The organism is Nonomuraea sp. NPDC048901, assembly GCF_040649695.1.
Taxonomy (GTDB): Bacteria; Actinomycetota; Actinomycetes; order Streptosporangiales; family Streptosporangiaceae; genus Nonomuraea.
The window spans coordinates 90,009-116,044 of the sequence record NZ_JBEZFW010000017.1 but is presented as its reverse complement, the minus strand read 5'-3'; the positions used below and the strand labels follow the sequence as shown (position 1 = coordinate 116,044).

Here is a 26,036-nt window from a genome sequence, read left to right as displayed (position 1 = left end):
GTAGCCAAGGTAAGCCCAAAACCCACAATCGCGATCTTGCTTGAGCAAGTCGAGCGGGTCAGCCGCTGGTCCGAGGGGCGAGCAGGCTGGTGATCTCGGCGATGGCGTCCGGTGAGGGCTTGAAGTAGCGCCGCAGGTTCTCCGGTTTCTTGTGCCGGGATTTGGCCATCAGCATCAGCAGGCTGGTGCCCGCCTCGCCCAGGTGGGTCAGCGCCGAGTGGCGGAATTCGTGCAGGTCCCACCCCGTGCCGGGGCCGTTCAGCGCGGTGTGCTCGTCCAGCAGGGCGCGGGCCTGGCCGTAGGACAGGCGAGCCAGGCTGGTATCGGGACAGACGTCGCGGGGGCTGACAACCTTGCCGGGGCCGGGGCGGCGGTGGGTGACGAAGACCGGGCCGCGGGTGCGGCCTTTGAGCAGGCGAGGGAGCAGCCGAGCGGCGCCGGCGTCCCAGTAGACGGTCTCCAGCACGAAGTCCTCGCGGGCCTGACCGCGGCGGCGGGTCTTGGCGTGGGCGCCCTTGGCCTTGACCCGTGCCTGGCGGGCCGTCAGGTCCAGGTCCTCGATGTTGAGGGTGAGGATTTCCTCGGCCCGGGCGGCCGTCTCATACAGGAGCCTGTAGAGGGTTTTCTCCCGGACGCCGACGTCGCGGCGGATGATCAGCCGGTCGATCGCGGTCTTGGAGCGGGCGGGGGTCTGGCTGTCGGGTGCGGTCAGCCGCTTGGCCCAGGCGGGTACGGCTGGTGCGGTGTGGCCGTGCTCGCGGCACCAGGCCAGCCAGGACAGTACGGCGGCGCGGCGGGCGTTCCACGTGTTGACGGCCGCACCGCCCCACAGCGCTTCCAGGGCCTCGCCGATCTCGTCGTCGGCCACCGCCGCGAGGGGGCGGTGCTCGCCGAGCCGTTGCGCGATCTTGCCGACGCCGGCGGCGTAAGCGCGCACGGTGTTGGGGTTGGGCACGGTGTCGAGGAAGACGTCGGCCGCGGCGCGGACCGTCAGGCGCTGGGCGGCTGGCAGCGGCGTCACGGCGGGCACGGCGTCCTCCTTGCCGCAGATAACAGGGCCGCTTCACGCAGCAGCCGCTTTCGTTACCGCAGGTCGTGATCAGCGGTGCCACAGATAATAGAGTGTTATCTGTGGCGTGCTACATCTCGTTGTGCGGCACATCGTCCAAAGGTTCAGGCCGAGGAGTGCGGCGTCCTCGCGCGGCGCGCATGCTCCACGTCGAGCCCTAGGGATCTGAGCAGGTCGAGCAGTTCGGCGTGGTAGAGCTTGGCGGGGTCGCCGGTCTGCGTGCCGAGATGGCCGTAGACCTCCAGGGAGATCAGGCCGTGCATGCGGCCCCACATGCGCAGGGCGAGGGCAACGGCAGCCGGGGGCAGGTCGGGGAAGTGTTCGCGGATGGTGTCGGCCAGGCCGGGTGAGAAGTCCGACCACTGGTGGTCGGTGGATGCCTGGGTGGCTTTCGCGTACGGCCAGGCGGCGGCGGCCAGTTCGGTGAGTCCCAAGCAGGCACGTTTGGCGGCCTCGGGGGCCGGTCCTCCGGTCGGCGCGTGGTAGCCGGCGACCGGATCGCCGTAGATGAGCCGGAAGCCTTCGGGGTTGGCCAGCGACCAGACGCGTAGGGCCTGCCCCCAGGCCAGGATCCGGCCGGCGATGTCGTCGGGGGCGACGGCGTCGCGTGCAGTTTCCACCTGGTCCAGCAGCGAGGTGTAGATGTCGTTGATCAGCGTGGTGATCAACGCGTCGCGGGTGTCGAAGTAGCTGTAGATGGCGCTGCCGCTCATCCCCATCTCGCGGCCGATCGCCCGAAGCGAGACCGCGTCGGGGCCGCCCTCGCTGAGGTGCTTGAGCGCGATGGCTTTGATCTCCGCGGTGGTCTGCGCCCGCAACCGTGCCCGCCGGCCCACTGTCTGCTCTTGCACGCTTGACAGCTTACACCGCTACGTTAGAGTACGGCGCATCAAGTTTGAACGCCGTTCTGACTTTGAACGGCGACAGGATACGTGTAACTGAGAGAAGAGTTTCGTGATGAAAGCCAGGACAGTCCTGTTCGACGAGCTCGGCGGTCCCGAGGTGCTCTACCTCGCCGACGTGGAAATCGGTGAACCCGGCCCCGGCCAAGTGCGGGTGCGCATCGACGCCTTCGGACTCAACCGGGGCGAGGTGTTCCTGCGCACCGGCCGCTACTACTACGACGCGGTGCTGCCCGGCTCGCGTCTGGGAACCGAGGCCGCCGGCGTGGTGGAGGCCGTCGGACCCGGCGTGACCGGCTACGCCGCCGGAGAAGCGGTCAGCATCGTGGCCAAGCCGAACGACGAGGGAATGTCCGTCCACGGCATCTACGCCGACCGGGCCATCGTGGCGGCCGAGCGGCTGATCCGCCGTCCGGAACACATGGACGCGGTGACCGGCGCGGCCATCTGGGTGCCCGCGTTCACCTCCTACGGCGCACTGGTCGAGGTCGGCAGACTGCAGCCCGGCGATGATGTGGTCGTCACGGCCGCCTCCAGCAGCGTCGGCCTGGCCGCCGTCCAGATCGTCGCCCACCTGGGCGCCACGCCCATCGCGGTGACCAGGACCGGCGCCAAAACCGACCGGCTTCTGGCCGCAGGCGCCAAGCACGTGATCGCCGCCGACGACGGCAACGTGGTCAAGCAGGTGCACGCCCTCACCGGCGAGCGCGGCGCGCGGCTGATCTTCGACGGCGTCGCCGGGCCCGACCTGCCCGACCTGGCGCAGGCCGTGGCCCCCGACGGCATGCTGATCGTCTACGGCTCCCTGGACGGGCGGCCCACCCCTCTGCCGATGTGGTGGCCGATCAACGTCTACGGCTACGCCATCTTCCACCTGTTCGCCGATGAGGAGCGGGTCCTCCGGGCCGAGACCTTCATCACCGATGGCCTGCGCGCCGGAGCGCTCGCCCCGGTCATCGACCGCACCTTCGACCTGACCGACATCGTCGAGGCCCACCGCTACATGGAGTCCAACACCCAGGTCGGCAAGATCGTCGTGACCGTCCGGCACTGACCAGGAGAAACCCATGAACTACACCGAGCTCATCCACCGGTTCATCGAGGCCATCAACGACACCGACGCCGCCTCCCGGCGCGCCACCATCGAGGAGATCCTCACCCCCGACTGCACCTACACCGACCCGGAGATCGCCGTTGAAGGACACGATGCGCTGGATTCGGCGTTCGTCGACCTGCAGCAGCGGATCCCGCCTGGTTTCCGCTTCGGCCTGAGTGCCCCGGTCGACGTGCACCATCGTCAGGCCCGTTTCTTCTGGCGGTTCGGCAATCCCGAAGCCGGCACCACCGCCGCGACCGGCTCCGACGTCGCCGTCTTCGCCGACGGGCGCATCCGCCACCTGTACGCCTTCTTCGACGCCACCAACAGCTGACCCCACCACCCGGGAAGAACCATGTCCTCCGCCACCCGACGGCTGTTGACCGTCACGGCCATCACCGTCTGCGCCCTGCTGACCGGCGCCGCTGCCGCCTTTCCGGACACCGCCCGGCAGCCCTCAGCCGCCACCGGACCCGGCTGGAGCGCGACCTGGACCGCCGCGCCACAGCGCCCCAACACCAGCTTCGCCCCCAATTGGTCACAGCAGGGCTTCACCCGACAGACAGTGCGCCAGATCGTCCGGATCAGCGCCGGCGGTAAAGCCGCCCGGATCCGGCTGTCCAACCGCTACGGCACCACCCCGCTCACCGTCGACCAAGCCACCATCGCCCGCACCGACCGCGGAGCCGCCATCGAGCCGGGATCGCTGCGTCACCTGACCGTCCGCGGCAAGCGCACCTTCACCGTCCCGGCCGGGACCGACCTCGTCACCGACCCGGCGCCACTGCACCTGGCCGCCCTGGACTCGGTCACCATCACGTTCTTCGCGGCCCAGCCGACCGGCCCGGCCACATATCACGCCCAAGCCCTCGCCACCACCTACCGGGCCGCCGGCGATCACGCCGCCGACGTCGGCGCCGCCGCCTTCACCGACACCTCGCAGTCCTGGTACTACCTCACCGGCGTGGACATGATCCCCACGGCGCGTCGCGGCGGCGTGGTCACCTTCGGCGACTCCCTCACCGACGGAGCCGGCAGCAGCACCGACGCCAACAACCGCTACCCCGATGAACTTGCCGAACGCCTGGCCGCCGCCGGCACGCCCCGCGCCGTGCTGAACCAAGGCATCGCCGGCAACCGCGTTACCGTCGACTCGGCATGGTTCGGCGACAAGGCCACCGCCCGCTTTCGCCGAGACGTCCTCGGCCAGCCAGGCGCGCGCACCGTCATCATCCTGGCCGGCATCAACGACATCGGCATCGGCGAACTGGCGGCGGCGCCTCCCTCCCCGATCTTCGCCCCCTACCCCGACGTCTCCGCCGGCCAGGTCATCGCGGGACTTCGCGAACTGATCCAGCTGGCCCACGTTAAGCACCTGCGCGTGATCGGCGCGACGGTGATGCCGGTCAAGGGATCGGCCTACTACACCGCCCGCAGTGAGGCCAAGCGCGAGGCCATCAACGCCTGGATCCGCACCTCTGCCCCGTTCGACGCGGTGGTGGATCTCGACCGCGTCACCGCCTCACCCGCCGACCGCGACCGGCTCAACCCCGCCTACGACTCAGGCGATCACCTCCACCTCAACGACGCCGGGTATCGAGCCATCGCGGGCGCCATCCACCCGGCCGACCTCGGCTGAACGTCCGAACCCCGCCCGTTGCCGATCGCCTCCACCTGCCGCGCCCTGGCACCGCACTTGTGGAGGCGATCGTGGAGGCCGTGGGATCAACCAGGGCTGTGCGCGGCCTGGCGCCCGACGGGTTGAGCCACGTCATGCAACCTGGTGAAGTCAATGTCCAGGCGGGGCTCGTACGCCTCCGGGGTGATGGCGAGCTCATGCGTGGAGTACTCGCCGAACCGCATGATGTGCTCGGTCAGATAGGGCGAGACCTCGGCCAGGTCCTCGGGCTCGACCTTCCACCCCTCGGCCTGCAACTGCCGCACCACGTCGGCGATGTCGAGCGTGTTGTGGAAGATCACGTAATTAGTGAGCAGCGAGTTGAACTTCATCGCCTTCTCCTGCTCAATGGGGTCGTTGTCGGCAATCACCCCGCGCTGGCCGAAATGCAGCCACTCGGCGAAGCCGTTGTAGGCCTCCACCTTGTTGGTCGCCGCGGTCACCCGCCGGCGCAACGGGGCGTCCGACAAGTACCGCAACAACTGCACCGTCCTGATCACCCGCCCCACCTCGCGGAAGGCGGCGTAGTGGGCGTTCTTGCGCGAGCCGGAGCGCAGCCGGCGCAGCAGCAGCGTTGAGGAGATGGCGTTCTCCCGGATGGAGACCGCCACCCGCAGCAGGTCCCGGAAATGGGTCATCAGCGTCCAATCGATGACGTTCTTGCCCGGCTCGCCGAACAACGCGTCGATGTGCCGGTACCGGGTGGCGCGGCCGGGCCGGTAGAAGGTCAGGTCCTTCCAGTTGCGGATGCGCGGCATCAGCTCAAACCCGAGCAGGTGCGCCAGAGTAAAGACCGGGAAGCTCTGGCCTTGGGTATCGGCATGGATCGTGGTCGGCTTGACCTCCGAGGCGTTCTGCAACAGCCCGTCGATGATGTAGACCGCCTCCCACACCCCACAGGGGATAAATCGAGTGAACAAGGCGATGTAGGTGTCGGCGACGTGGTGGTAGGCGATCCCGCCGGGCTTTCCGTACCGGACGCTGGTCTCGGCCGGTTGGCGGCCATGGACAGCTCGTGCCCGCTGACCCCGGGGATGTGCCGTGCGGCCTCGTACAGGCCCATGTTGGTGCCCTTGACGAACATGGTGATCACGTACCGGCCGAACGGGTCGGTCAGCTTGGGATCGCTGCCCGAGGCCGGGCCGAAGCGGTGCCACCATTCGATCCAGTACGCGGTGCGGGCCACGATGCCCAGCAGCGAGCGTTCCGGCATCCGCGCCTTGATCGCCTGCTCCAGCTTGCGGGCCGAGGGCCGCTGCTCGTCGGCTCGGTGGGCGGCCAGCGTGGGCACGCCGGTCTTGGGGTCGATGAACAGGTCTTCGTTATCGGGATAGCCACCGTCGCCCGCGGCCGACGCCGCGGTCAGCTTTTCGCGTAATTCGGCGGTGAAGGCGGCGGCGTCGAACGGCCGCGCATCGCCGGCCTCGCGCAGGCCCACGTCCACCAGGTACTGCGGCAGCTTGGCCTCTATCGCCTCCCAGCTCAGCAGTTGCCGGCTCCAGTCGGCGTACTCCTCCGACCCGATCACCGCCACATCCCCGGTGCGCAGTTCCTCGGCCAGGTAGCAAAACACCATCGCCTCGAAATGGCGGCGCACCAGCATCCCGGGCCGGTGCCGGTCCCGCACCGCCTTCTGCCAGTTCTGGGCGGCGAAGGAGACGTCGATCATCTGGCCGTCGGCGTCCACTTCGGGCAGGTAGTCGCGGGCAGTGCGATGCCGCCGCGCGTGCTCCAGCGCCCGCAGCACCCGGTCATCGGCGCTGGTGGCTCGCAGCTCTAGCAGCTCGGTCAGCTCGTACATCACCGCCCGGTCCTTGCGCAGCTGCCCGTACAGCAGCACCTCCCAGTTGTCCTCATGATGGGCTGAGACCTTCTCGATCTGCTCATGTCTTGGCCCGCTTGACCTTCGCCGCCACCCGCTTGACGAACATCGTGGCCAGCTCGTCCCTGGCTCGCATCCGCGCCTTGTGCACCAGGCAAGCCAGCACCGCCGCCCGCTTCATCACCGCGTAATCGCCCAGCACTCCGGCATCGGCCGCGGCTGCCTCCTCGGCGAAGTCGGCGACCTTGCCCGCGGCCATCTCTTGCAACCACACCGTGCTGTCGCCCAGGCCATCGACCCAGGCCAAATGCTTGGCAAGGTCCTTGAAATGCGACCAACTGGCCCGTTCGGCGCTCTGCTTGAGCCGGTTGAACAGCGTCTTGCCGTCCAGGCCACGCTCAGTCAGCAGCTTCAGCAGCCGCTCGCGATGCGCCTCGCTCAAACGCTCGTAGATTATCCCGCAGATCACCTTGTTCACCTCGGCGCGCAGCGCCGACGCCATCGCATCCAGCGTCGAGAACGCGGGCAGCTCCAGCCCGGTCTCGACCAGCTTCTCCAACGCGGTGTTGATCAGGTCGGCCGGGTCGTTCTTCGCCGCGGCCTCGGTCCGTATCACCTCGTCGGCGACCTTGCGGGCCTGAGCCTGATCGTAGGTGAGACCGACTCGCTGGCGGATCAACCCGGTGCTGTTCGCTGGTGCGCGGCGAGCATGCACCGGTATGGTTCCCTCCGGCAGTTCCACCACGCGCCGGACGAACTCCGCCACCATCTCCGGGACATCGGCCAGCTTGGGAAAGCAGCCCATCCGCTGATACGACGATTGTGGCTTTTGGGCTTACCTTGGTTACACCCCTATTTCCTTGGCAACGCGCACCTTCCATAAGCCGTGGTCGTCACCGTTGGCTGCGCAGGTCGTCCGGTGCGGCGTCGTCGAAGCCGAAGAACTCCAGATAGGCGGGAATCAGCTCGAACAACATGTCGCTGCCGACCTGGATCGTGCAGCCCTTGTTCTTGGCTGCCTGCAGGAACGGCGTGATGTCGGTCTTGAGCACCACATCTCCGACGTACGAACCGGGGGCGACGCGGTCGACGTCGACCGGCAGAGGATCGCCGTCCTCCATTCCGATGGGGGTGGCGTTCACGATCAGGTCGTAGCCCTCGGGATCCCTCGACCCCACCACGACCTTCACGTCCGAGTAGTGCAGGCCGATGCGCTGAGAGAGCGCTTCAGAGGCGGCTGCGTAGGGATCGAACAAGCCGATCTCGGCCACGCTGAGGCTGGCCAGCGACGCAGCGATCGAAGAACCGACCCCGCCGTTGCCGACGATCAGCGCGCGTTTCCCACTCGGATTGAACCCCTTGCGCAGCATGCCGCGGACGAAGCCGGCGCCGTCGAACTGGTCGGCGATGAGCGACCCGTCCTCCCGTCGCAGGACGGCGTTCGTCGCGCCGGCGATTGCGGCGGCCGGGCTGATCTCGTCCACCAGTTCCATGGTGGTGACCTTATGCGGCATGGTGACCAGCGCACCGCGGATGTTGCTGAGGGTGAAGATCGATCGGAAGAAGTCCGGGTAGTCCTCGGCCTTGATCCCCATCGGGACGACGACGGCGTCGATGCCGTTCTTCTCGAACCAGGGGTTGCAGATCAGCGACGACTTGAACGTGTGCGTGGGGTAGCCCAGGTGCGCGATGAGTGTGGTAGTTCCGCTGATCATCGGGTGCCTCCGTCCGTGCCGCGTCCTCCGTGCTCGAAGTCAACCGAGGGGGCCGTCACGTCCGAGGCGGTCCCTGCCTCCAGCGCGTCGTTGGAGAGCTCTGACAGCCGTACGCCGGTCCACGCGCACCGCAGCCCGCCGTGCACGGCCCAGTACTCGTCCCAATGGGCGAGCTTGACCTGGTCGCGTTTGAGGCCACGCTTGCGCAGTCGGTCCTGCAGCGTCCTCGGGGAGACGCGGACCCGTACCACCTCCACGTCGACCGGCGGCCAGTCGAAGCGCTCCGCGGCCGCGGTGATGAAGGTGGGGTCGGACAGGTAGGGGCTGAAGGGTGCGTCGATCACCACGGGGCAACCGAGGCGAAGGTTGGCCCCGGCGACGTCGAGCAGCGAGTCGTACTCGAGGGGCAGGATGTTGTCGCGGTAGAACTGGTTGGCCTCGCGGTCGCCGGGGTCGTACCCGGCCGACACCAGGGCGGACTCGACGAACCGTGCGCTCATCGTGTCCTTGTCGAGGTAGGCGGCGCCGTGTTGCTGGGCGAGGCGCTGGGCGATCGTCGACTTGCCTGAGCCCGCCGTGCCGATGACGATGCGCAGGATCGGCGCGTTCATCCGCGCGCTTCCCGCACCGCTGCCAGGAGGTCGCGGGCGGCGGCGGTCACCCGGGTGAAGTCGCCGTCAGGCTGCCACGCCTTGGTTACGGCGCTGCCCACACCGACGCCCGCCACACCGGCGGCGAACCACTCCTTGACGTTCTCGACAGTTACACCACCGGCGGGCATGATCGGCAGGTGCGCCAGCGGCGCGAGCACGGCCTTGGCGTACGGGATACCCGCGTTCTCGGTCGGGAACATCTTGACGATGTCCGCACCCGCCTCAGCGGTCTCGAGGATCTCGGTCGGGGTGAAGGCCCCGCTGATCGTCGGCACCTGGTAGCGGTTGGCGACCCGGATCATCTCCGAGTTGAGCTGCGGGCTGACCAAGAAGGCAGCACCGGCTCGGATGCACTCGTACGCGGCGTGGCCGTCGAGGACGGTTCCCGCTCCCACGGCGACACCGTCCGGTGCGTACCGGGTGGCCAACCGTCGGATGAGCTCGACGGCCCCTGGGATGGAGAGCGTGATCTCCAGGGCGCGGAATCCGCCCTCGATCGCGGCGTGCGCAACGCGCTCCGCGCTGTCCGCGTCGGGTAGCCGAACGATGAGCACAGCGCCTGACTCGTCGATCGTGCGCAGTGTCGCAAGCTTGGTGAACACCTGTTTCCCTTGGCCGAGAGTGTGATTGACAAATGGTCGCATGCTCCTTACTGTCTCTGCAACCGATCTCAGCAACCGATCTCATCGGAGACGCTCATGGAGCTCGCAGAACCTTCGGCCCCTGAGATCCGCCTCGCCGGGTTCCGCACCCCCGGCACGGGTCTCGTGGCAGATCGGTGCCAGGCGGCCTGTGCTGACCTGGACGGGTGCCGATGACGACTCGTACGGCCGGAGCCAGGCTCGACGAGCTCGACCGGTCCAGGAACACCAAGGCGCTGCCCAACCGCTGACTTTCGCCCCCCTCGACAGGGGCCTGCTGACGGGAACGGCGATGTCCTCGACGAACAAGTCCTGACGATGCCCAGCACGGCATCACACCCTCCAAGGAGCTCTCAATGACGACGAACTCACCAGACGGCTCCGGGCCTTCAAGCCCTCCGGGGCCCTCTGAAGTTCTGGATCGCCCTCGCCGCCCGGTCAACATGGTGGCGGGCACGATCGGCCACTTCGTCGAGTGGTACGACTGGTACCTCTACGGGTTGCTGAGTGCGGTGTTCGCCCCGCAGATCTTTCCGAGCCACTCCCCGTTCGCCTCGCTCATGGCGGCGCTGCTCACATACGGAATCGGGTTCGTGATCCGCCCCTTCAGCGGGGTCATCGTCTCGCCGCTAGCCGATCGCTACGGCCGGCGGGCCATCCTGACCCTGTCCGTGTCCGGGATGGCGCTCGGCTCCCTGATCATTGCGCTCACCCCCGGGTACGGCACGATCGGCTACGCGGCGCCCATCCTCTTCGTGGTGGCCCGGATCCTGCAGGGTATATCGGCCGGCAGCGAGCAGCAGAGCGCCATCTCGTTCATGGTCGAGCACGCCCCGCCGAACAGGAGAGGTCTGTTCGGGTCCATCTCGAACATGGCGAGCGGCCTGGCGACCCTCGCCGCGACCGGTGCCGCCGCGATCCTCGCCACAGCCCTCGCTCCGGACGAGCTCGAGGCCTGGGGCTGGCGCATCCCCTTCCTCGTGGGCGGCCTCCTGGGGGTGGTCGGTCTCGTCCTGCGGGCCCGCGCCGACGAGACCTCCGAGTTCGAGGCCAGCTCCCTCGTCGACAAGAAGTCGGCACCGGCACGGATGCTGGCTCTGCTCCGTGAGCATCCGAAGGCCCTGCTGCAGACAGCGGCGCTGTCCGCGCCGGCCGTGGCCTACTACACCTGGGCGACGTTCCTGCCCACCTACGCCGAGCTCACCAGCGGACGGGACAAGAGCTCCACCCTGGTCGGCAGCGTCATCGGGCTCACCCTTCTGGTCATCGTCGTGCCGATCTGCGGCGCGCTGTCGGACCGGCTCGGTCGGCGCAAGATCTTCCCCATCGTGGGTGCGGCCGGCATGATCGTGCTCTTCTACCCTCTGCTCCTCCTCCTCGACCGGCCGGGCTTCTGGGTCTACGTCGTGGTGGCCGCATCAGGATGGCTCGTCCTGGGCATCTGGCAGGCGGTGTACCCGACCATCCAGGCGGAGCTGTTCCCCGCGTCGGTCCGGGTGGCCGGCATCGGCTTCTCCCACCAGCTGGTGATCGCTATCTTCGGCGGCACCGCCCCCCTGATTGCTGCCGCGTTCGTCGGCGCCGGGCAACCCAAGTACGTCGCTCTCTACATGATCGTGGTCGTCGCTGTCTGCCTCGCCGTCTACTTCACGCTCCCGGAGACGGGCAGCAAGACGCTGCGAGCGACGGTTGCGCTGAAGGACCTGGAGGTGGTGGAAGGTGAGCTGGAGGAGGCCACTTCGCGCACCCAGACGAAGCGTTCCCTGCCGTAGGCGCCGCCTGCTCTCCGTGTGCAAGGCGCTCTTCATCGTCGAGGGCCGCTTCGCATCGAGGCCGGAGGTTGGTGACACTCCGCTGAGTGCTTGACCTGACGAGGGCCTCCGGGCGATGGGATGCGTGTCACCTCCCATCGCCCGGAGGTGGTCACCAACCTGCAAGCCCTTGATGTGCTCGGTGCCGGGCTTGCGCGCGGCCATCAGCTTCGGCAGCGCGCGCAAGCGCCGCCAGGATCGGCGAACCGGCCGCCGTGCAGCCCCACGCATCGTCCACCGACGAGCTCTCCAGCTCCCGCACGGTGGCCACCAGCGTGGCCACCCGCCGCTCACCCTGCAACTGCTTGATCTTCGCGGCCTTGGCATGCAGTCCATAAGAGGCCAGCTCGGCCAGCTTCACCGGCGCCACCGCCGACAGATCCACCACCCCGGCGCCCAGCCCCAGCACGTAGGAGGTGCGATCGAGCGCGTCGCTCATCCCTGTCCCCGACAGCTCGGTCACCGGCGTGCGCATCCATTCCAGCGTCGAGACCCGCTTGCCGTCCGGCACCTCCAGCGTGCCGATCAACTCCCGCCGCATGTGCGCCGGGACCCGGAGCCACCACCGCGGCGTTGATGTTCTCCAGGCCGGACTGCTGGACCTCCCGCACCAGCCGCGCCAGCGTCGAGATCCCCGGCAACAGAACCCGCTCCTCGATCAACCACAGCACCGCCCGATCGAACAGCTCCCGTCGCGAGTCCCGCGTCGCGGCCACCCGCCAGGCGACGAACGCCGTGACCTGCGCCTCGGCATCGGCGAAGTCCCGAAATCCCAGCAGGTCCCAGATCTCCCACGCGTGCTCATAGTGGGTCTGCAGCCGCTCCCTGTACTCCTTCAAGCACGACGGATCATCGACACCCAGTTGCTCGCCGCGTACTCGGCCACCACACGCGGCACGTCCACCGGGTCCTCCAGGAACGTGCCGAGTATCCGCACCGTCCGCCACTGCACCGCGAAGCCCAGCCGATTGTGCCGCCGACGCTTCTGACGCGCGGTCTCCAACGCGGCCGCATCCAGGAAGAAGAACAAGCGCTCCAAGTAGCCCTGCCAAGGAGATCGGGCCGGGGCGGCGATCGGGACGACAAGACCGCCCGCCCTGTCTTCACCACACAGAGACAGTTCGCCAACCGACACCAACACCTCAGTGATCAAGCGGCCAGTTCGACGTCGGTGAAGTCGACCTCCTTCAGCAGGGGGTCGAACGGATCCGGCTGCTGACGGAGCTCGTCGGTGGCGTACGCGCCGAAGCGGCTGATGTGGGCCCGCAGGTAGGGAGCGATCTGGCCGAGCTGATCGGCGGTGATACTCCAGCCCTCGGCCACCAGCTGCCGCACGATGTCGGAGATGTCCAGCGCGTTGTGGAAGACGACCAGGTTGGCCAGCAGGGTGTTGAACTTGATCAGTTTCTCCTGCTCTTCGGGGTCGTTGTCGGCCAGCACCCCGCCGAACCCGAGCCACTTGGAGAATCCGTTGTAGGACTCGACCTTGTTGGTCGCCGCGGTGACCCGCGCCCGCAGCGCCGGATCGGCCAGATACCGCAACAAGGCGACGGTGCGCACGCTGCGGCCGACCTCGCGGAAGGCCTTGTAGATGCGGTTCTTGCGGGAGTTGGACCGCAGGCGCCGCATCAGCGTGGCCGAGGACAGGCGGCCCTCGCTGATGGAGATCGCCACCTGCATCAGGTCGATCCAGTGCTTGTCGATCAGCTTCCGTCGATCACGTTGCGGCCGCTCTCCCCGAACAGCTGGTCGATGTGCGGGTAGACGATCTTCTCAGAGGCGCGGAAGAAGATCAGGTCCTTGAAGTTGCGGATGCGCGGCATCAGGTCGAACCCGAACAAGGTCGCCAGGGCGAAGACCGGGAAGTTCTGGCCTTGGGTGTCGGCGTGCACGGTGGAGGGCTGGATGTCGGAGGTGTTGGCCAGCAGCCCTTCGATGAGGTGCACCGCCTCCCACACCCCGCACGGGATGAACCGGGAGAACAGCGCCACGTAGGTGTCGGAGATGTAGTGGTAGGCGATGCCGCCGAATCCTCCGTACCGGATGCTGGTCTCGGCCAGCAGGTTGTCGATGTAGGTGTCCACCTGGGTGCCGTCGGCGGCCACCGTGCTGCCGTCCCCCCAGGCCTTGACCACGTCCAGCTCGGCGAAGGCGTTGACCACATCGGCGATCGCGGCGTTCAGTTTCTTCAGGGTGATGTGCCGGTTGCGGACCATGGACAGCTCGCGGGCGGTGACGCCGGCGATGTGCTTGGCCGCCTCGTACGGGCCGATGTTGATGCCGCCGGTGAACACTGCCAGTGAGTACCGCCCCAGCTTGTCCTTGATCTTGGGGTCGGAGCCGGAGGCGGGGCCGAAGTGGCGATACCAGGTGAGCCAGTGGGCGGTGCGCGCGACGATGGACAGCAGCGAGCGTTCGGGCATCCGCCGTTCGATCGCGGCCGCCAGCCGTTCGGCCTCCGCATCGCTGCCCTTACCGCGGCGGCGCTTCAGGGTGGGCACACCACCCTCGTCGATGACCAGGTCGGCGTTGTCGAGGTAGCCGGCGTCCAGGTGCGCGGCCGCGCTCAGGTGGGCGTCCTTGAGGTGGGCGACGAAGCCGGCGGGGGTGTCGGGCAGGCCGACCTTCTCGCAGAAGGCGGCCAGCTTCGGCTGGCATTCTTCCCAGGGCAGCAGGTGGGCACCCCAGTCGGCGTACTCGTTCGAGCCGAGCACGGCCACGTCACCGGTACGCGGTTCCTCTGCCAGGTAGCCGCAGCTTGCCCGCCAGCTCGAACAGCGCCGGCCGGTCCTTCTTGAAGAACCGGTACACCAGCAGCTCGTGCGCCTCGCCGTGGAAGGCGGCCACCTCCTCGATGTCGGCCAGCTGCGCGGCGAACCCGCCGGCCTGCTCCACCGCCGCCCGCACCGCCTGCACGCTGTGGGTCTGCACCACGAGCGCCGACAGCATCTCGCCCAGCGCCTGGACCTGCCCGGCGTTACCGGCGCACGAGGTCACCGCCTCCATGGCCCGCGCCACCGCCTCGACTCCGGCGGCCGAGGTCTCGCTGCCGGGGTCGAGACGTTCCAGCACCTGACGGTAGGTGCCGATCAGCCGCTCGCTGGTCGCGCGCTGGCGGGCGCGAATCTCCTCAAGCTCCGCCTTGGCCCGCTTGACGTGGGAGGCCATCCGCTTGCACAACATCTCGGCCAGGTCGTCGCGGGCCCGCATCCGGGCGGTGTGCGTCAGACAGGCCAGCAACGCCACCTGCTTGACTGGGTCGTAGCGCGACAAGGTGTTGGCGTCCTGGGCGTCGGCCTCACCGGCGAAGTCGGCGATCTTCGACGGTGCGATGCCGTCCAGCCAGGCGTCGGTGTCGCCGAGCGCGTCCACCTGATCCAGCCATTTCACCTGCTCGCGGAATCGCGACCAGGTGGCCCGCTGGGCGGGCTTCTTGAGCCGGTTGAACGTCGATTTGCCGTCCGGCCCGACGACGAGCAGACTCTCCATCCGGGTCCGGCCGGCCTCGCCCATCCGCCGCAGGATCGTGGCGAAGATGGCGGCGTTCACCTCGGCGCGGATGCTCGTGGCCAAGTCCTCCAGCGTCGTGTACCCGAGCAGCTCCAGCCGGAGCCGGAGCAACTCCTCGATCGCCACGTTGATCAGGTCCGCCGGGTTGTTCTTGGCCTGGGCCGCCTTCCGGATCGCCACCGCGGCGATCGCCCGGGCCCGGCCCGCGTCGTACTTCACGCCCTGACGCTGGCGCACCAGCTTGCGATGCGCCTTCGCGCTCGGGGAGGACCCGTGGTCCGGCCAGATGTCCTCGGCCAACTCCAGGCAGCGCCGGACGTGGTCGATCACCACGTCGGGGATCTCGTCCGGGGACGGGAAACGCGCCATCTTCTGAAAGCACTTCAACGCCAGCACCAACGCGAAGCACGACTCGGGGCTGCCGGTGCGCTGTTCGGCGCAGACCACCTCCTCCGGCGACGGCGTGAAGAACACATGCAGCACACGCGCCGACGTCAGCCGCTTGAACTGCGGATAGGCGGTCCGCTCGATCCACGTCATCCCAGGGCCGTCCCTCGCCTCGATCCCGGCATCCAAGACGCCGAAACCGTAGCGGCGATCAACCCCGCCGATCGGCCTTGTTCACCGAAACGCAATCAAACTCAAGCGGAGGGTCACATCATCCGAGAAACACCCCTCTGACTAGCAGTTCAGCAGCCCACTGTCCCTTTCTCCCGTACTTGGTCTGCCCCCCTTGTGGGCGTGGCGGGCGGCTTTGAACGTCTCGGGCAAGAACCGGTGCATGAGGGCGGTGCGTTTGGTGGCTCCGTCGCCGGCCACGACATGGTCCTTGCCCGCCATCAGGGCATCGAAGCCCTGATGGGCCACGTCGATGCGGCTGTTCTTCTTCGCCCCCGTCCCGAAGGCGGTGTTGGCCATACCGGCACGGGCGTGGAAGTCGCTGTCGGTGGCTCCGGGCAGCAGGGCGGTCACGCTCACGCCGTGCTCCTTCAGTTCCTCACGCAGGCCTTCGGCGAACATGTAGGTGAAGGCGCGGGAGGGCCCGTAGACGGTCTCGTACGGCGTGGGCAGGGTCGCCGACAGGGATGAGGTGATCAGGATCCTTCCGTTGCGGTTGGCGGCCATGTGCCGGGCCACGTGCTTGGCCAGGTGGACGACCGAGGCGATGTTCAGGGAGATCAGGTCCAGTTCGTCGTCCAGGTCGGTGTCGGGGAAGGCGCCGATGCTGCGGCCGGCATTGAGTACGGCCGCCTCCACCGGGCGGCCGGTAGCCTGCGTGGCCTGCCAGACGGCCTCGACGCCGTCGTATTGGGCTAGGTCTGCTTGTATCGGGACGACCTGGGCGCCCTCCTCTTCGAAGGCGGCCGCGGCCTGGTGGATCTTGTCGCTGCGGCCGGTGGCCACCAGGTCGTAGCCGTCGCGGGCGAACAACCGAGCCAGTTCGTAGCCGATCCCGGCCGACGCGCCGGTCACCAGCGCCAGCGGTCGGCCGGACGAGCGGGGCGTGGTGGCGCTCACGATGTACTCCTTCGGGCGTTCGCGGTACAGCCTTAGGAACCCACTTCCCCCGCAGGTCAGGGCCATTCTTCCGGGAATCCGGCGACGTGACGGAGACCTCCCGCCGGCCGGCGGCCTGGTCGGCATCCAGCGCGTAGTCCGCGACGCCTCCGTGCGGGTCGTCCGGGTGGCGGGGCTCGGCCTCCTCGCAGTCCTCGAAGTACCGGCCGCTGACCCCGTCGAGCAGGGGCGAGGCGGCGACCAGCACGGAGGTGGCCGTCCCGCGCCACGCGCTGCCCGGCGGCCGGGTCCCCGCGGCGCCGGCGCAGCGGAAAGGAGCCCGGCTGCCGGGTGACCGCGGTGACCCGATGCCCGGCCGCGAGTGCCTGGCCGGTGAGCAGGCGGCCGGTCGGACCGTTGGCTCCGAAGACTGTGATGAACATGACGGCTGTCCTTCCTTGGTTACGACAGCATCAGGTCGGCGCGTATGGTCAGTTCGTGGGCCGGCGGGCCTGGTTCGCCTCGCGAACCACCGCCCAGGCGTCCGCCACCGGACCCAGGTGCCGCAGCTTGTCGGGGTTGAGCACCGCGCGGATCGTCTGGATCTGCCCGTCGAGGGTGTCGAGCGCCAGGATGTTGACGACGTTGCCGTCCCGGTCGCGGAAGATGGCGCCCGGCCGGCCGTTCACCTCGTGCGGCTCCACGACGCCGCCGATCCGGGCGAACGGCGCGACGATCGCGGCCAGCGTCCGGGCCACGTTCGCGGCGCCGAAGACGCCCTTGCCCCACAGCGGGGCCTTGCCTCCGCTGTCGCCGATCATCTGTACGTCGGCGGCGAGCAGCTTCCGCAGGCCGTCGACGTCCCCTTCCCGGAAAGCGTCGAAGAATCGCTCGGCGAGCGCCGCCCGCTCCCGTCGATCGGCCGCGAACCGGGCGCGGCCCGCGTCCATGTGGCGGCGCGCCCGCACGGCGAGCTGGCGGCAGGCCGCCTCCGACCTGCCCACCGCCGAGGCGACCTCCCCGAAGCCGAACCCGAACACCTCCCGCAGCACGAAGACCGCCCGTTCGAGCGGGCTGAGCCGCTCCAGCAGCAACAGGGCCGCCATCGATACGGAGTCGGCCAGCTCCGCCGACCGCTCCGGATCCTCGTACGGGTCGGCGAGCAGCGGCTCGGGGAACCACTGCCCGGCGTACTCCTCCCGCCGGACGCGGGCCGAGCGCAGCACGTCGATCGCGATCCGGGACACCGTGGCCGACAGGAACGCCTTGGTCGAGGCGGGTCGCGTCGGGGATGCCTCGTAGCGCAGCCAGGTCTCCTGGACCGCGTCCTCGGCCTCGCTCACGCTGCCCAGAATCCGGTAGGCGATGGAGAACAGCAGCGGCCGCAGCTCCACGAACTCCTCCGCGCGCGTCACGCCAGCTCCTCCTTGAAGCCCTGCCGCCAGGAGGGATAGCGCAGCCGCCAGCCCAGCTCCCGCTTGGCCTTGGCGTTGGAGAAGCCGCGCCCCTGGGTCATCATCGCCACCGCCGTACTCCCGGCCAGTGGCCGCGCGAGCCACACCGGGACCCGCATCGGCGGCTTCGCCCCCGCGCACGCCGCCAGGTAGGGCAGCCACTCGCGGGCCGGGGCCGGCTCGTCGTCGACGATGTTGAACACGCCCTTCACCTTGCGCTCCACGGCCAGGAGCGTGGCGCTCGCCGCGTCGTCGAGATGCACCCATGAGCTGTGGCCGGCGCCGTTCCCGACGACCGGGTACTGCCGCTTGCGCACGAGCTCGACCTGATCATCGGTGGCGCCCGGCCCGTAGAACGCGCCGTAGCGCAGGACCGCGCCGCCGGCCTTGACGACCACGTCCTCAAGGTGGCGGATCGCCGCCGCCCCCTTGCCCGTGCTCGTCGGGTCCAGCGGCTCCTCCTCGGTCTTCACCCATCCGCCCTCGCGGATGCCGTTCCAGGAGCCATAGCTCTGCGCGACGAAGTGGGACACGCCGGTCGCTTCGGCGGCGGCCAGCAGGTGGTCCGTCCCCTCGGTGCGCAGCCGGTTGGTGGTGGCGAACCAGCGGTCGAAGTGTTTGATATCCGGCTTGCCGGAGATGGCGGTCATCTGGTGCACGATCACGTCCGGCCGGGCCTGGGCCACCGCCTCACCGACCGACATCGCATCCAGCCCGGCCATTACGACCGCCTCGGCGCCCAGCCGCTCCAGCAGGCCCCGCTTGGCCGTGCTCGTCGTCGTCGCCGTCACCTCGTGGCCACGCGCCACCAGCTGCGGCACCAGCCGCCGCCCCAACACCCCGGCCCCGCCCGCCACGAACACCCGCATGACCATCACCTTCCGGATCCCAGAGCTTGTCTTCGGAACCCGAGACGAGACAGCCCGCCCATCTGTGACATGCCGCCTAGGACGTGCGCAACCGGCCGGCCCGGGACTCCAGGTAGCGCTGCTCGGCGATGCTGGCCGTGGACTTCGCGGCGAGCCGGAAGTGCTCGTACGCCCCCGCCGTGTCGCCCGCCTTCTCCAGCAGATGCGCCCGTACGGACAGCAACCGGTGATGCCCGGCCATCCGCTCGTCACTGTCCAATGTGGCCAGCAGGGCCAGCCCGGCCTGCGGGCCCTCGGTCTCGGCGAGCGCGATGGCCCGGTTGAGGGTGACCATCGGGTTGGGCGCGATCCGTTCCAGGACCAGATACAGCGCGTGCACCTGAGCCCAGTCGGTCGCCGCGGCCGTGTCCGCGTCGTCGTGCGTGGCGGCGATGGCGGCCTGCAACTGGTAGGGCCCCAGCGCCGGGCCGGCCAGTGACGCCTTGACCAGCTCGGTGCCCTCGTCGATCAGCGCGCGGTCCCACTTCGTACGGTCCTGCTCGTCCAGCGGCACCAGGTCGCCGGTCGCCGTCGTACGTGCCTCCCGGCGGGCGTCGGTCAGCAGCATCAGGGCGAGCAGCCCGGTCACCTCGTCGTCCTCGGGCAGCTGCGCGTGCACCATCCTGGCCAGCCGGATCGCCTCGTGCGCGAGGTCGGTGCGGTGCAACTCGCTGCCCGAGGAGGCGGTGTAACCTTCGTTGAAGATCAGGTAGAGCACGTGCAGGACGACCCGCAGCCGCTCCTCGCGCTCCGCGCCTTCCGGCAGGCTGAACGAGCTGCCGGCCGCCTTGATGCGCTGTTTGGCCCGGCTGATCCTGGCCGCCATCGTGGCCTCCGGCACCAGGAACGCACGGGCGATCTCAGCGGTCGTCAGGCCGCCGACCGCACGCAGCGTCAGGGCGGTCTGGGAGGCCGCGGTCAGCGTCGGATGGCAGCACAGGAACAGCAGGACGAGCGTGTCGTCGGTGTCCGGCACGTCCTCGGGCACCACCTCGGTGGCTGTCGCCGACTCCCGTTCGCGGCGCGCGTGGTCGCTGCGCATCTGGTCGATGAGCCGCCGGGACGCGACGGTCATCAGCCAGCCGCGCGGGTTTTCCGGCAGCCCTTCGGCCGGCCACTGCACGGTGGCGGCGAGGACGGCCTCCTGCAGGGCGTCCTCGCACGCCTCGAACTGCCCGTTCCGCCGTACCAACATGCCGAGGACCTGCGGCGTGAGCTCACGCAGCAGGTCCTCGATGGCCGATGTCGTCATGCCTCCAATTGTCCGTCAGCGAACATCACCTGCCGCACCTCTACCCCCAGACCCTCGATCGCGGTGTCCGGGATCTGCGTCGCCAGCTCGATCGCCCGCTCCTTGTTCTCGCAGTCGATCAGGTAGAAGCCGCCCAGATACTCCTTCGCCTCCAGGAAAGGGCCGTCGGTCACGACCGGCTGGCCGTTGCGTACGGACACCACGGCAGCCTGCGACGGGTCGACCAGCGCCTGGGTGGTGATCAGCTCGCCGGACTTCTTCAGCGCCTCGATGAACGCGCCGTGGCCGTCGCCGATCGCCGCCTTCTCCGCGTCGGTCAGCGCGTCCAGCACGGCCGGGTTGATGTGCATGCTGATCAGGAACTTCATCTCGTACTCCTTGTGGTCGCGAGCCCCGGCCGGGGCCCTTCGACCGGTTGGTCGGAGCCGCCGCCGTCGTCTTGACATCCCCCCGCCAAAACTTACCCGCGAGTTTTTCACTGGCGCGCGACCGCGGCGATGTCAAGAAGCTCGCGACCGCTCCGACCACCCGGCGAAACGTCGACCGAACAATCAGGGAGTTTCGGATATGCGAGTCAACCGGGCGTGGCTGGGATTGATCGTCCTGGTGCTGCCGACCTTGCTCGTCGCGATGGACATGACGGCGCTGCTCCTCGCGCTCCCACAGCTGAGCGCCGGACTGGGCGCCACCAACGTCCAGCAACTGTGGATCAGTGACAGCTATGGATTCATGGTGGCCGGCCTGGTCATCACGATGGGAACGCTCGGCGACCGGATCGGCCGCCGCCGGCTGCTGATGATCGGGGGAGCGGCGTTCGCGGTGCTGTCGGTCGTCGCCGCCTTCTCGGTCAGCCCGCTGATGCTGATCGTCGCGCGTGCGCTGCTGGGTGTCGCCGGCGCGACCCTGATGCCGTCCACACTCGCCTTGATCACCAACATGTTCCACGATCAACGGCAGCGCGGGCAGGCCATCGCGATCTGGGCGACCTGCCAGTTCACCGGCGGCGCGCTCGGGCCCGTGCTCGCCGGATTCCTGCTTCAGCACTTCTGGTGGGGATCGGTGTTCCTGGTCGCCGTGCCGGCGATGGCGTTGCTGCTGCTCGCCGGGCCGGTCCTGCTGCCAGAGTTCCGTACCGACCGGGCCGGCCGGCTGGACCTGACCAGCGTGGGGCTCTCGCTCGTGGCGGTGCTGTTGATGGTGTACGGGATCAAGCAGCTGCCGGTCGAGAGCATGCCGGTCGTCCCGGCGGTGGCCCTCGTCGTCGGCGCGGCCATCGGAGTGCTGTTCGTCCGCCGGCAGCTGCGGCTGGAGACGCCGCTGCTGGACCTGCGGCTGCTCCGCAACCGCCCGTTCACGGCCGTACTCATCGCGCTGGTCTTCGCCGGCATCGCCATGGCCGGTACGGGCCTGCTGGTGACCCAGTACCTGCAGAGCGTGCTGGGCTTCTCGCCGGTCGCGTCGGCGCTGCTGTTCGCGCCCATGGGCCTGGGCACGGCGGTCGGCACCATGGCCGCGCCCGCGCTGGCCCGGCGGATGAAGCAGCCGACCGCCATCGCCGGCGGGCTGGTGGTGTCAGCGCTGGGCAGCCTGCTGCTGGTCGGCGTCGGCGGGGCGAGCGCCCTGCCGCTGGTGATGATCGGCATCACCGTGCTGGCGCTGGGCACCGGTCCGCTGTTCGCGCTGGGCACGGGGCTGGTCGTCGGGGCCGTACCGCCGGAGCGCGCCGGATCGGCGGCGTCGATGTCGGAGACCAGTAACTACTTCGGCGGTTCGCTCGGCTTCGCGCTGCTCGGCGTGGTGGCCGCGGCGGTCTACCGCGGCCGGATGGACGGCACGTCCGACTCGCTGGCGGGCGCGGTCGCCGCCAGCCGGCACCTGCCCGCCGGCCAGGGCGCGGAACTACTGCACGCCGCGCGGGAGGCGTTCACTACCTGCGTGCACGTCACCGGCGTCATCGCCGCGGTCATCTTCGCCGGGCTGGCCGTACTGATGCTGACCATGCGCCCGGCGCCCCGGACCACCCCGGCCGCACTTCCCGATTACCAGGCGGCTCGCCCGTAGCGGTAGTTCGTCCCACGAAGTTTGTTAGCCTGGGCCGGTGAGTAAAGATGTCGACGGCCAGATCGGGACGGTGGCCGCACTCGTACGGTCTACCTTTCTGGTGAATGCCGTGTACGCGAATTCCGCCCGCGAGTATGGCCTCACCCAGCAGCAGGGCCAGTTGTTGTGCGTCTTGATGCCGCAGCCGTACGGCATGAGCGAACTGGGCGCGATGCTCGGCCTGGCCAAGTCGAGCCTGACCGGCCTGGTGGACCGCAGCGAACGCAACGGCCTGGTCCAACGCCGGCCCGACCCGCAGGACTCCCGCGCGGTACGGGTGGCGCTCACCCCACGGGGCGCCAAGCTGGTCGATGAGTTCTACGCCGAGACCTGCCGCCGCGTCGAGGAGCTGACCTCGGGGTTCGCCCCGGCCGAACGCGACACGCTCGCCGCGCTGCTCGGCCGGATCGTGGCGGACAACAAGGTGCCCACCGTCTTCGTGGAACCGGATCGCCCGCGCTGAACCCCTGCGGGGGAGTTGCAGTTCGTACTACGAACTAATATGGTTCGTAGTACGAACTCAACTCGCCGCGGCCCATCAGGGCGCGCTGACGATCATTCGCAGAGAAAGGCGGAACGTTGTCCGCACATAACGTCGTCTTCGGTTTTGGCGCGCATTCCAGCATTGACGACATGCCTGAGCTGTTGCGCATGGTCCAGCAGGCCGACCAGGACGGGCTGGACATCTTCACCTTGTCCGACCATCCCTACATAGGCGAGCGTCTGGACGCCTATGCCGCGCTCGGCTTCATCCTCGGGCGTACGCGGCACATCGCCGGCTTCGCCAACGTCACCAACCTGCCGACCCGCCCGCCCGCCATGCTGGCCAGGACGGTGACGTCGCTGTCGGCACTGTCGGACGGCCGGATCGTGCTCGGCATGGGCGCGGGCGGGCTGTGGGACCGCATCGCCGACATGGGAGTGCCGCGGCTGACGCCCGGCGCGGCCGTGGACGCCTTCGAGGAGGCGATCGTCCTGGTCAAGCTGCTGTCGGGCGGCGGCCCGCCGGTCACCTACGAGGGCAACCACTACCAGGTGCACCAGATCGAGCCCGCTCCCGTCGCCGCGCCGCCCGTGTGGACCGGCTCGGTCGGCGCGAAGTCCCTGGCCGCCACCGGCCGGGTGGCCGACGGCTGGATCCCCGGCCACGCGGCCGACTGGCTCAGCGAACGCTACCGAACCTCCCGGCCGATCATCGACGAGGCGGCGGCATCCGTGGGCCGCGATCCGAGCGAGATCCGTACGGTCTTCAACTTCCCCGGACGCATCACCGACCGGCCGCTGCCCGCCACCCGCGACCGCGACGGCCGCTGGCTCGGCGGCTCCGTCGGCCAGTGGGTCGAGGAGCTGACCGGAGCCGTGCTGGAGCACGGCGCGTCGGGCTTCACGCTCTTCTCCGACGGCCACGGCGCCGTTGACCTCACCGTCCTGGCCCGCTGGGCACAGGAGATCGTCCCGGCCGTCCGCGAGGCGATCGCGAAGTAGCGCGACATCGGCCGCATACCGCTCGCCGGGTTCACGTACGCCGAGTCCGACCACCTCCACGTCCTCGCGGGAATCGCGCCGAGCCGTTCCGGAATGCACCGGCGCGACGTCCGCCCGAGCATCCTCCCGCTCCTCGAGCGGCTGCCGCAGACGGCCGCTTTCCGACGCCACGGAGTTCCGGCACCAAGGCCGTCGTCGGGGAGATCACCGTTGACTGCGACGCGCTCGGTCGGGGAGTCCGTTCCGCTGATCAAATCTTGGACGTGGCGAGCGCGGGCCACCGACTAGCCTCAGCCTCTCCCCGAAGGCGCGTCCCTGGTACTCAAGCTCGCTTTTGGCAACCGCGACCCGAAACGGTTCCACGAGCCGATCGAAGCCCACATCTCACTTGGAGCGCTGATCCCCGCCTCGGCACCGCAAGACCTGCCGCCTTTCCGGCACAACGCCATGCTGTGCGGACCTGACACCTCCCCATCGAGGTGCGGCAACCTGACTGGGCTCCGGCGGTGCCGTCGTGGCGCCCTCAGGGGTCCCGGTAGCAATGCAGAAATTTTCCACGAAGTTGCGTCTGACCCGCGATAACGCAGGAGCCGCCGACTGGCGTCTCGGTATGATCACGGTTTTGGATCATGGCCAAGGACAGTTCGCGGCTCGGGTACCGGCCAGGGACTACGGCCGTTGCTTCGCATCGTCGGCAAGCAATCCCTCGAACGGCAACTCGACGCGCTCGCCTCGGCGGGGATCCCTGTCGAGCGGATCTACATGGACAAGAAGACTGGCACCACCATCGACCGCGATGGCTTGAGCCGACTACGCGCCTTCCTGCTGCTAGCCCTGTTCGCCGAGATGGAACGCACCTTCACCGCCGAACGCGCGGCTCACGCCTGTGCCGTGGCCGAGGCCAGCGGCCGTCAGATTGGCCGGCCGGTGGCCCACCCGGAAGACAAGATCGAATACGCGCGGCTACTGAAGGCCCAGGGTGACTCCCTCGGCATCATCGCCACCAAGACCGGCATCCCCAAGACCTCTCTTCACCGCTACCTCGCCGCCACTGACAACGGCGATGAGCCGGTCGGACGCTGACAAGCACCAACGCCAACCGATACCAAGGGCAACCGGGGGTGAAGGATGAGCCCACGGCCGGATGTGTCTCGCATGACATGGAACTGGTAGACCGACCGTCCCGTATTTGGCGAGCTGGTCGCTGCGGTAGGCGCGCGCCTGCAGCTCCTCGATGCGGCCCGCCCCTGCCAGCGCCTCAGCCAGCTTCCAGGCGTCCCCGTCGCTGTGGCGGTCTTCAGGCGTGCCCGTCCGCCTGTTGATACAGAGGTCAACCCAAAGATCATCTTGCAGTCAAAGTAGGCATCATCAGCGGCGGCCCACTGATCAGTCCAGCGGTTGACGGCGGTGGGCCGGTTGTGCGGTCTGTCTATCGCCCCGGTTCGCCAGGGGCTGGGGCCGCGGCTGGGGTGGAGGTGTGGGGAGCCTTACCGGCCGACTTCATCGGTTTCTGGCGGTAGGGCCTGCTCGGAACGCGGTCGCCTGGCCGCGAGTGTGGTGAGCAGGGTCAGCATGGCGGCGGTGGCCGGGGTGCGCAGTCGCGGCGGGTCCGCCGCTGCCAGGACGTGGCGCCGGGGCAGTTCCGGGTCGGTGGCGCGTAGCGTCAGGTCGGGGCGGACCGCGGCCGCGGCGAGGGTGGACATGATGGTGATGCCCAGCCCGGCGGCGACCAGGGCCTGCTTGCCGGTCCAGTCGTCGCAGGTGAAGCCGATGCGCGGTGGGCCTCCGAGGGCCTCGGCGAGGGGGTGCAGCGGCCCGAGGCAGTCGGGGTGCGCGCCTTCGATCCAGGTCTCGTCCCGCAGTTCCCGGAGGGGCACGGTGGACCGGCGGGCCAGCGGATGCCGCGACGGCAGAGCCACTCGGTGCTCCTCCTCGAGCAGGGGGACCAGGTCGATCTCGTCGCCGATCTCGTCCCAGTCGGTGACCAGCGCCAGGTCGAGATCGCCGGTCCGGATCGCCTCGGCGCCGGCCTGGATCAAGCTGACCTCGATGCCCGGGTACGCCGCCCGGAACCTGCGGATCGCCTCCGGGACGAACGCGGTGTTGGCGGACGGGAACGCCGACATCCGGACGCGGCCGGTCTGCAGTGCGGTGAAAGCGCTCATCCGGGCCTTCAACCCGTCCAGCCGGTCGAGGATCTCCCGCGCCTCCTCGATCGCCGCGTCCCCGGCGGCCGTCGCCGTGACCCCGCGCGGGACCCGCCGGAACAGATCGACGCCCAGCTCTCGCTCCAACGAGGCGATCTGCCGGGACACGGCGGGTTGCGTCATGACCAGCTCCTGTGCGGCGCCCGAGAACGAGCCTTGCTCCGCGACCTGCACCAGCACTCGCAATGACCACGCTTCAGGCATGCACTGAACGTATACCAGATCTGCAAAGCCTG

General features: G+C 68.9%; 24 protein-coding genes and 3 pseudogenes. 8 read left to right on the top strand and 19 right to left on the bottom strand.

From position 1 onward, the window contains the following. Positions 1 to 58: 58 nt before the first annotated feature. Both AB0C30_RS43615 and AB0C30_RS43610 read right to left on the bottom strand, forming a co-directional pair. The gene (locus tag AB0C30_RS43615) at positions 59 to 1,030 is read right to left on the bottom strand and encodes a site-specific integrase (protein ID WP_357955241.1); all 972 of its coding nucleotides are present in this window, start codon (positions 1,028 to 1,030) and stop codon (positions 59 to 61) included. Positions 1,031 to 1,173: 143 nt separating this feature from the next. Next, positions 1,174 to 1,920, bottom strand: a complete 747-nt coding sequence (locus tag AB0C30_RS43610) for a TetR/AcrR family transcriptional regulator (protein WP_225302104.1) — start codon at positions 1,918 to 1,920, stop codon at positions 1,174 to 1,176. 106 nt (positions 1,921 to 2,026) lie between these two features. Here AB0C30_RS43610 and AB0C30_RS43605 point away from each other — a divergent pair, with 106 nt between their 5' ends. The 3 genes from AB0C30_RS43605 to AB0C30_RS43595 are packed head-to-tail and all read left to right on the top strand — an operon-like array spanning position 2,027 to position 4,706. Next, the gene (locus AB0C30_RS43605) at positions 2,027 to 3,025 is read left to right on the top strand and encodes a zinc-dependent alcohol dehydrogenase family protein (RefSeq protein ID WP_357955239.1); all 999 of its coding nucleotides are present in this window, start codon (positions 2,027 to 2,029) and stop codon (positions 3,023 to 3,025) included. A 13-nt stretch (positions 3,026 to 3,038) separates the two neighbouring features. Next, on the top strand, positions 3,039 to 3,401 hold the full coding sequence (locus AB0C30_RS43600) for a nuclear transport factor 2 family protein (RefSeq protein WP_357955238.1): 363 nt from the start codon (positions 3,039 to 3,041) through the stop codon (positions 3,399 to 3,401). 21 nt (positions 3,402 to 3,422) lie between these two features. After that, on the top strand, positions 3,423 to 4,706 hold the full coding sequence (locus tag AB0C30_RS43595) for an SGNH/GDSL hydrolase family protein (RefSeq protein ID WP_357955236.1): 1,284 nt from the start codon (positions 3,423 to 3,425) through the stop codon (positions 4,704 to 4,706). Positions 4,707 to 4,792: 86 nt separating this feature from the next. Here AB0C30_RS43595 and AB0C30_RS43590 read toward each other — a convergent pair. From AB0C30_RS43590 to AB0C30_RS43570, 5 genes and pseudogenes are all read right to left on the bottom strand, one after another. Continuing rightward, a pseudogene (locus AB0C30_RS43590) lies at positions 4,793 to 5,958 on the bottom strand (transposase). 670 nt (positions 5,959 to 6,628) lie between these two features. After that, positions 6,629 to 7,372 carry a DUF4158 domain-containing protein gene (locus AB0C30_RS43585; RefSeq protein WP_357955234.1) on the bottom strand — a complete coding sequence of 248 codons (744 nt, stop codon included), beginning with the start codon at positions 7,370 to 7,372 and terminating at the stop codon, positions 6,629 to 6,631. A gap of 88 nt (positions 7,373 to 7,460) precedes the next feature. Next, positions 7,461 to 8,282: a hypothetical protein gene (locus tag AB0C30_RS43580; RefSeq protein ID WP_357955232.1), complete on the bottom strand. Its 822-nt coding sequence runs from the start codon at positions 8,280 to 8,282 to the stop codon at positions 7,461 to 7,463. Further along, a complete protein-coding gene (locus AB0C30_RS43575; RefSeq protein WP_357955230.1) occupies positions 8,279 to 8,893 on the bottom strand; it encodes an AAA family ATPase in 615 nt (204 codons plus the stop codon). The genes AB0C30_RS43580 and AB0C30_RS43575 overlap by 4 nt, the downstream gene beginning before the upstream one ends. Continuing rightward, entirely contained in the window at positions 8,890 to 9,537 is a 648-nt protein-coding gene (locus tag AB0C30_RS43570; RefSeq protein WP_357955228.1) for a bifunctional 2-keto-4-hydroxyglutarate aldolase/2-keto-3-deoxy-6-phosphogluconate aldolase, read from the bottom strand. Before AB0C30_RS43570 ends, AB0C30_RS43575 begins: the two co-directional genes overlap by 4 nt. Before the next feature lie 395 nt (positions 9,538 to 9,932). On the opposite strand from AB0C30_RS43570, the gene AB0C30_RS43565 reads away from it, so the two are divergent. Beyond that, positions 9,933 to 11,348 carry an MFS transporter gene (locus tag AB0C30_RS43565; RefSeq protein ID WP_357955226.1) on the top strand — a complete coding sequence of 472 codons (1,416 nt, stop codon included), beginning with the start codon at positions 9,933 to 9,935 and terminating at the stop codon, positions 11,346 to 11,348. Between the two features lie 151 nt (positions 11,349 to 11,499). Here the strand turns inward: AB0C30_RS43565 and AB0C30_RS43560 are convergent, their stop codons facing one another. From AB0C30_RS43560 to AB0C30_RS43510, 11 genes and pseudogenes are all read right to left on the bottom strand, one after another. Next, on the bottom strand, positions 11,500 to 11,916 hold the full coding sequence (locus AB0C30_RS43560; RefSeq protein WP_357955473.1) for a hypothetical protein: 417 nt from the start codon (positions 11,914 to 11,916) through the stop codon (positions 11,500 to 11,502). Between the two features lie 130 nt (positions 11,917 to 12,046). After that, positions 12,047 to 12,522 (bottom strand): annotated as a pseudogene (locus AB0C30_RS43555) (DUF4158 domain-containing protein); the annotation flags it as partial. A gap of 14 nt (positions 12,523 to 12,536) precedes the next feature. Then, a complete protein-coding gene (locus AB0C30_RS43550; protein ID WP_357955224.1) occupies positions 12,537 to 13,067 on the bottom strand; it encodes a Tn3 family transposase in 531 nt (176 codons plus the stop codon). A 23-nt stretch (positions 13,068 to 13,090) separates the two neighbouring features. Further along, positions 13,091 to 14,107: a Tn3 family transposase gene (locus AB0C30_RS43545; protein WP_357955222.1), complete on the bottom strand. Its 1,017-nt coding sequence runs from the start codon at positions 14,105 to 14,107 to the stop codon at positions 13,091 to 13,093. Between the two features lies 1 nt (position 14,108). Further along, positions 14,109 to 15,437, bottom strand: coding sequence for a DUF4158 domain-containing protein (locus AB0C30_RS43540; protein WP_357955220.1), 1,329 nt, complete (start codon positions 15,435 to 15,437; stop codon positions 14,109 to 14,111). Between the two features lie 141 nt (positions 15,438 to 15,578). Next, positions 15,579 to 16,415, bottom strand: a complete 837-nt coding sequence (locus tag AB0C30_RS43535) for an SDR family NAD(P)-dependent oxidoreductase (RefSeq protein WP_357955218.1) — start codon at positions 16,413 to 16,415, stop codon at positions 15,579 to 15,581. A gap of 320 nt (positions 16,416 to 16,735) precedes the next feature. Continuing rightward, positions 16,736 to 16,837, bottom strand: a pseudogene (locus AB0C30_RS43530) (NAD(P)-dependent oxidoreductase); the annotation flags it as partial. A gap of 48 nt (positions 16,838 to 16,885) precedes the next feature. After that, complete coding sequence (locus AB0C30_RS43525; RefSeq protein WP_357955216.1) at positions 16,886 to 17,809, bottom strand: RNA polymerase sigma-70 factor; 924 nt, start codon at positions 17,807 to 17,809, stop codon at positions 16,886 to 16,888. Then, positions 17,806 to 18,717 carry an NAD(P)-dependent oxidoreductase gene (locus AB0C30_RS43520; protein ID WP_357955214.1) on the bottom strand — a complete coding sequence of 304 codons (912 nt, stop codon included), beginning with the start codon at positions 18,715 to 18,717 and terminating at the stop codon, positions 17,806 to 17,808. The genes AB0C30_RS43525 and AB0C30_RS43520 overlap by 4 nt, the downstream gene beginning before the upstream one ends. 76 nt (positions 18,718 to 18,793) lie before the next feature. Further along, a complete protein-coding gene (locus tag AB0C30_RS43515; RefSeq protein ID WP_357955212.1) occupies positions 18,794 to 20,008 on the bottom strand; it encodes a DUF6596 domain-containing protein in 1,215 nt (404 codons plus the stop codon). After that, the gene (locus AB0C30_RS43510) at positions 20,005 to 20,376 is read right to left on the bottom strand and encodes a YciI family protein (protein ID WP_357955210.1); all 372 of its coding nucleotides are present in this window, start codon (positions 20,374 to 20,376) and stop codon (positions 20,005 to 20,007) included. The genes AB0C30_RS43515 and AB0C30_RS43510 overlap by 4 nt, the downstream gene beginning before the upstream one ends. Positions 20,377 to 20,575: 199 nt before the next feature. Between AB0C30_RS43510 and AB0C30_RS43505 the strand changes: the two genes are divergently transcribed. The 4 genes from AB0C30_RS43505 to AB0C30_RS43490 all read left to right on the top strand — a co-directional run bounded on the left by AB0C30_RS43505 (position 20,576) and on the right by AB0C30_RS43490 (position 24,676). Then, positions 20,576 to 22,069: an MFS transporter gene (locus tag AB0C30_RS43505; protein WP_357955209.1), complete on the top strand. Its 1,494-nt coding sequence runs from the start codon at positions 20,576 to 20,578 to the stop codon at positions 22,067 to 22,069. A 37-nt stretch (positions 22,070 to 22,106) separates the two neighbouring features. Continuing rightward, positions 22,107 to 22,571: a MarR family transcriptional regulator gene (locus AB0C30_RS43500; RefSeq protein ID WP_357955208.1), complete on the top strand. Its 465-nt coding sequence runs from the start codon at positions 22,107 to 22,109 to the stop codon at positions 22,569 to 22,571. A 116-nt stretch (positions 22,572 to 22,687) separates the two neighbouring features. Then, a complete protein-coding gene (locus tag AB0C30_RS43495; RefSeq protein WP_357955207.1) occupies positions 22,688 to 23,593 on the top strand; it encodes an LLM class flavin-dependent oxidoreductase in 906 nt (301 codons plus the stop codon). Positions 23,594 to 24,271: 678 nt separating this feature from the next. Further along, the gene (locus AB0C30_RS43490; protein ID WP_357955205.1) at positions 24,272 to 24,676 is read left to right on the top strand and encodes a hypothetical protein; all 405 of its coding nucleotides are present in this window, start codon (positions 24,272 to 24,274) and stop codon (positions 24,674 to 24,676) included. 404 nt (positions 24,677 to 25,080) lie between these two features. On the opposite strand, the gene AB0C30_RS43485 is transcribed toward AB0C30_RS43490, so the two are convergent. Further along, on the bottom strand, positions 25,081 to 26,004 hold the full coding sequence (locus tag AB0C30_RS43485) for a LysR family transcriptional regulator (protein ID WP_357955203.1): 924 nt from the start codon (positions 26,002 to 26,004) through the stop codon (positions 25,081 to 25,083). Between the last annotated feature and the right edge of the window lie 32 nt (positions 26,005 to 26,036).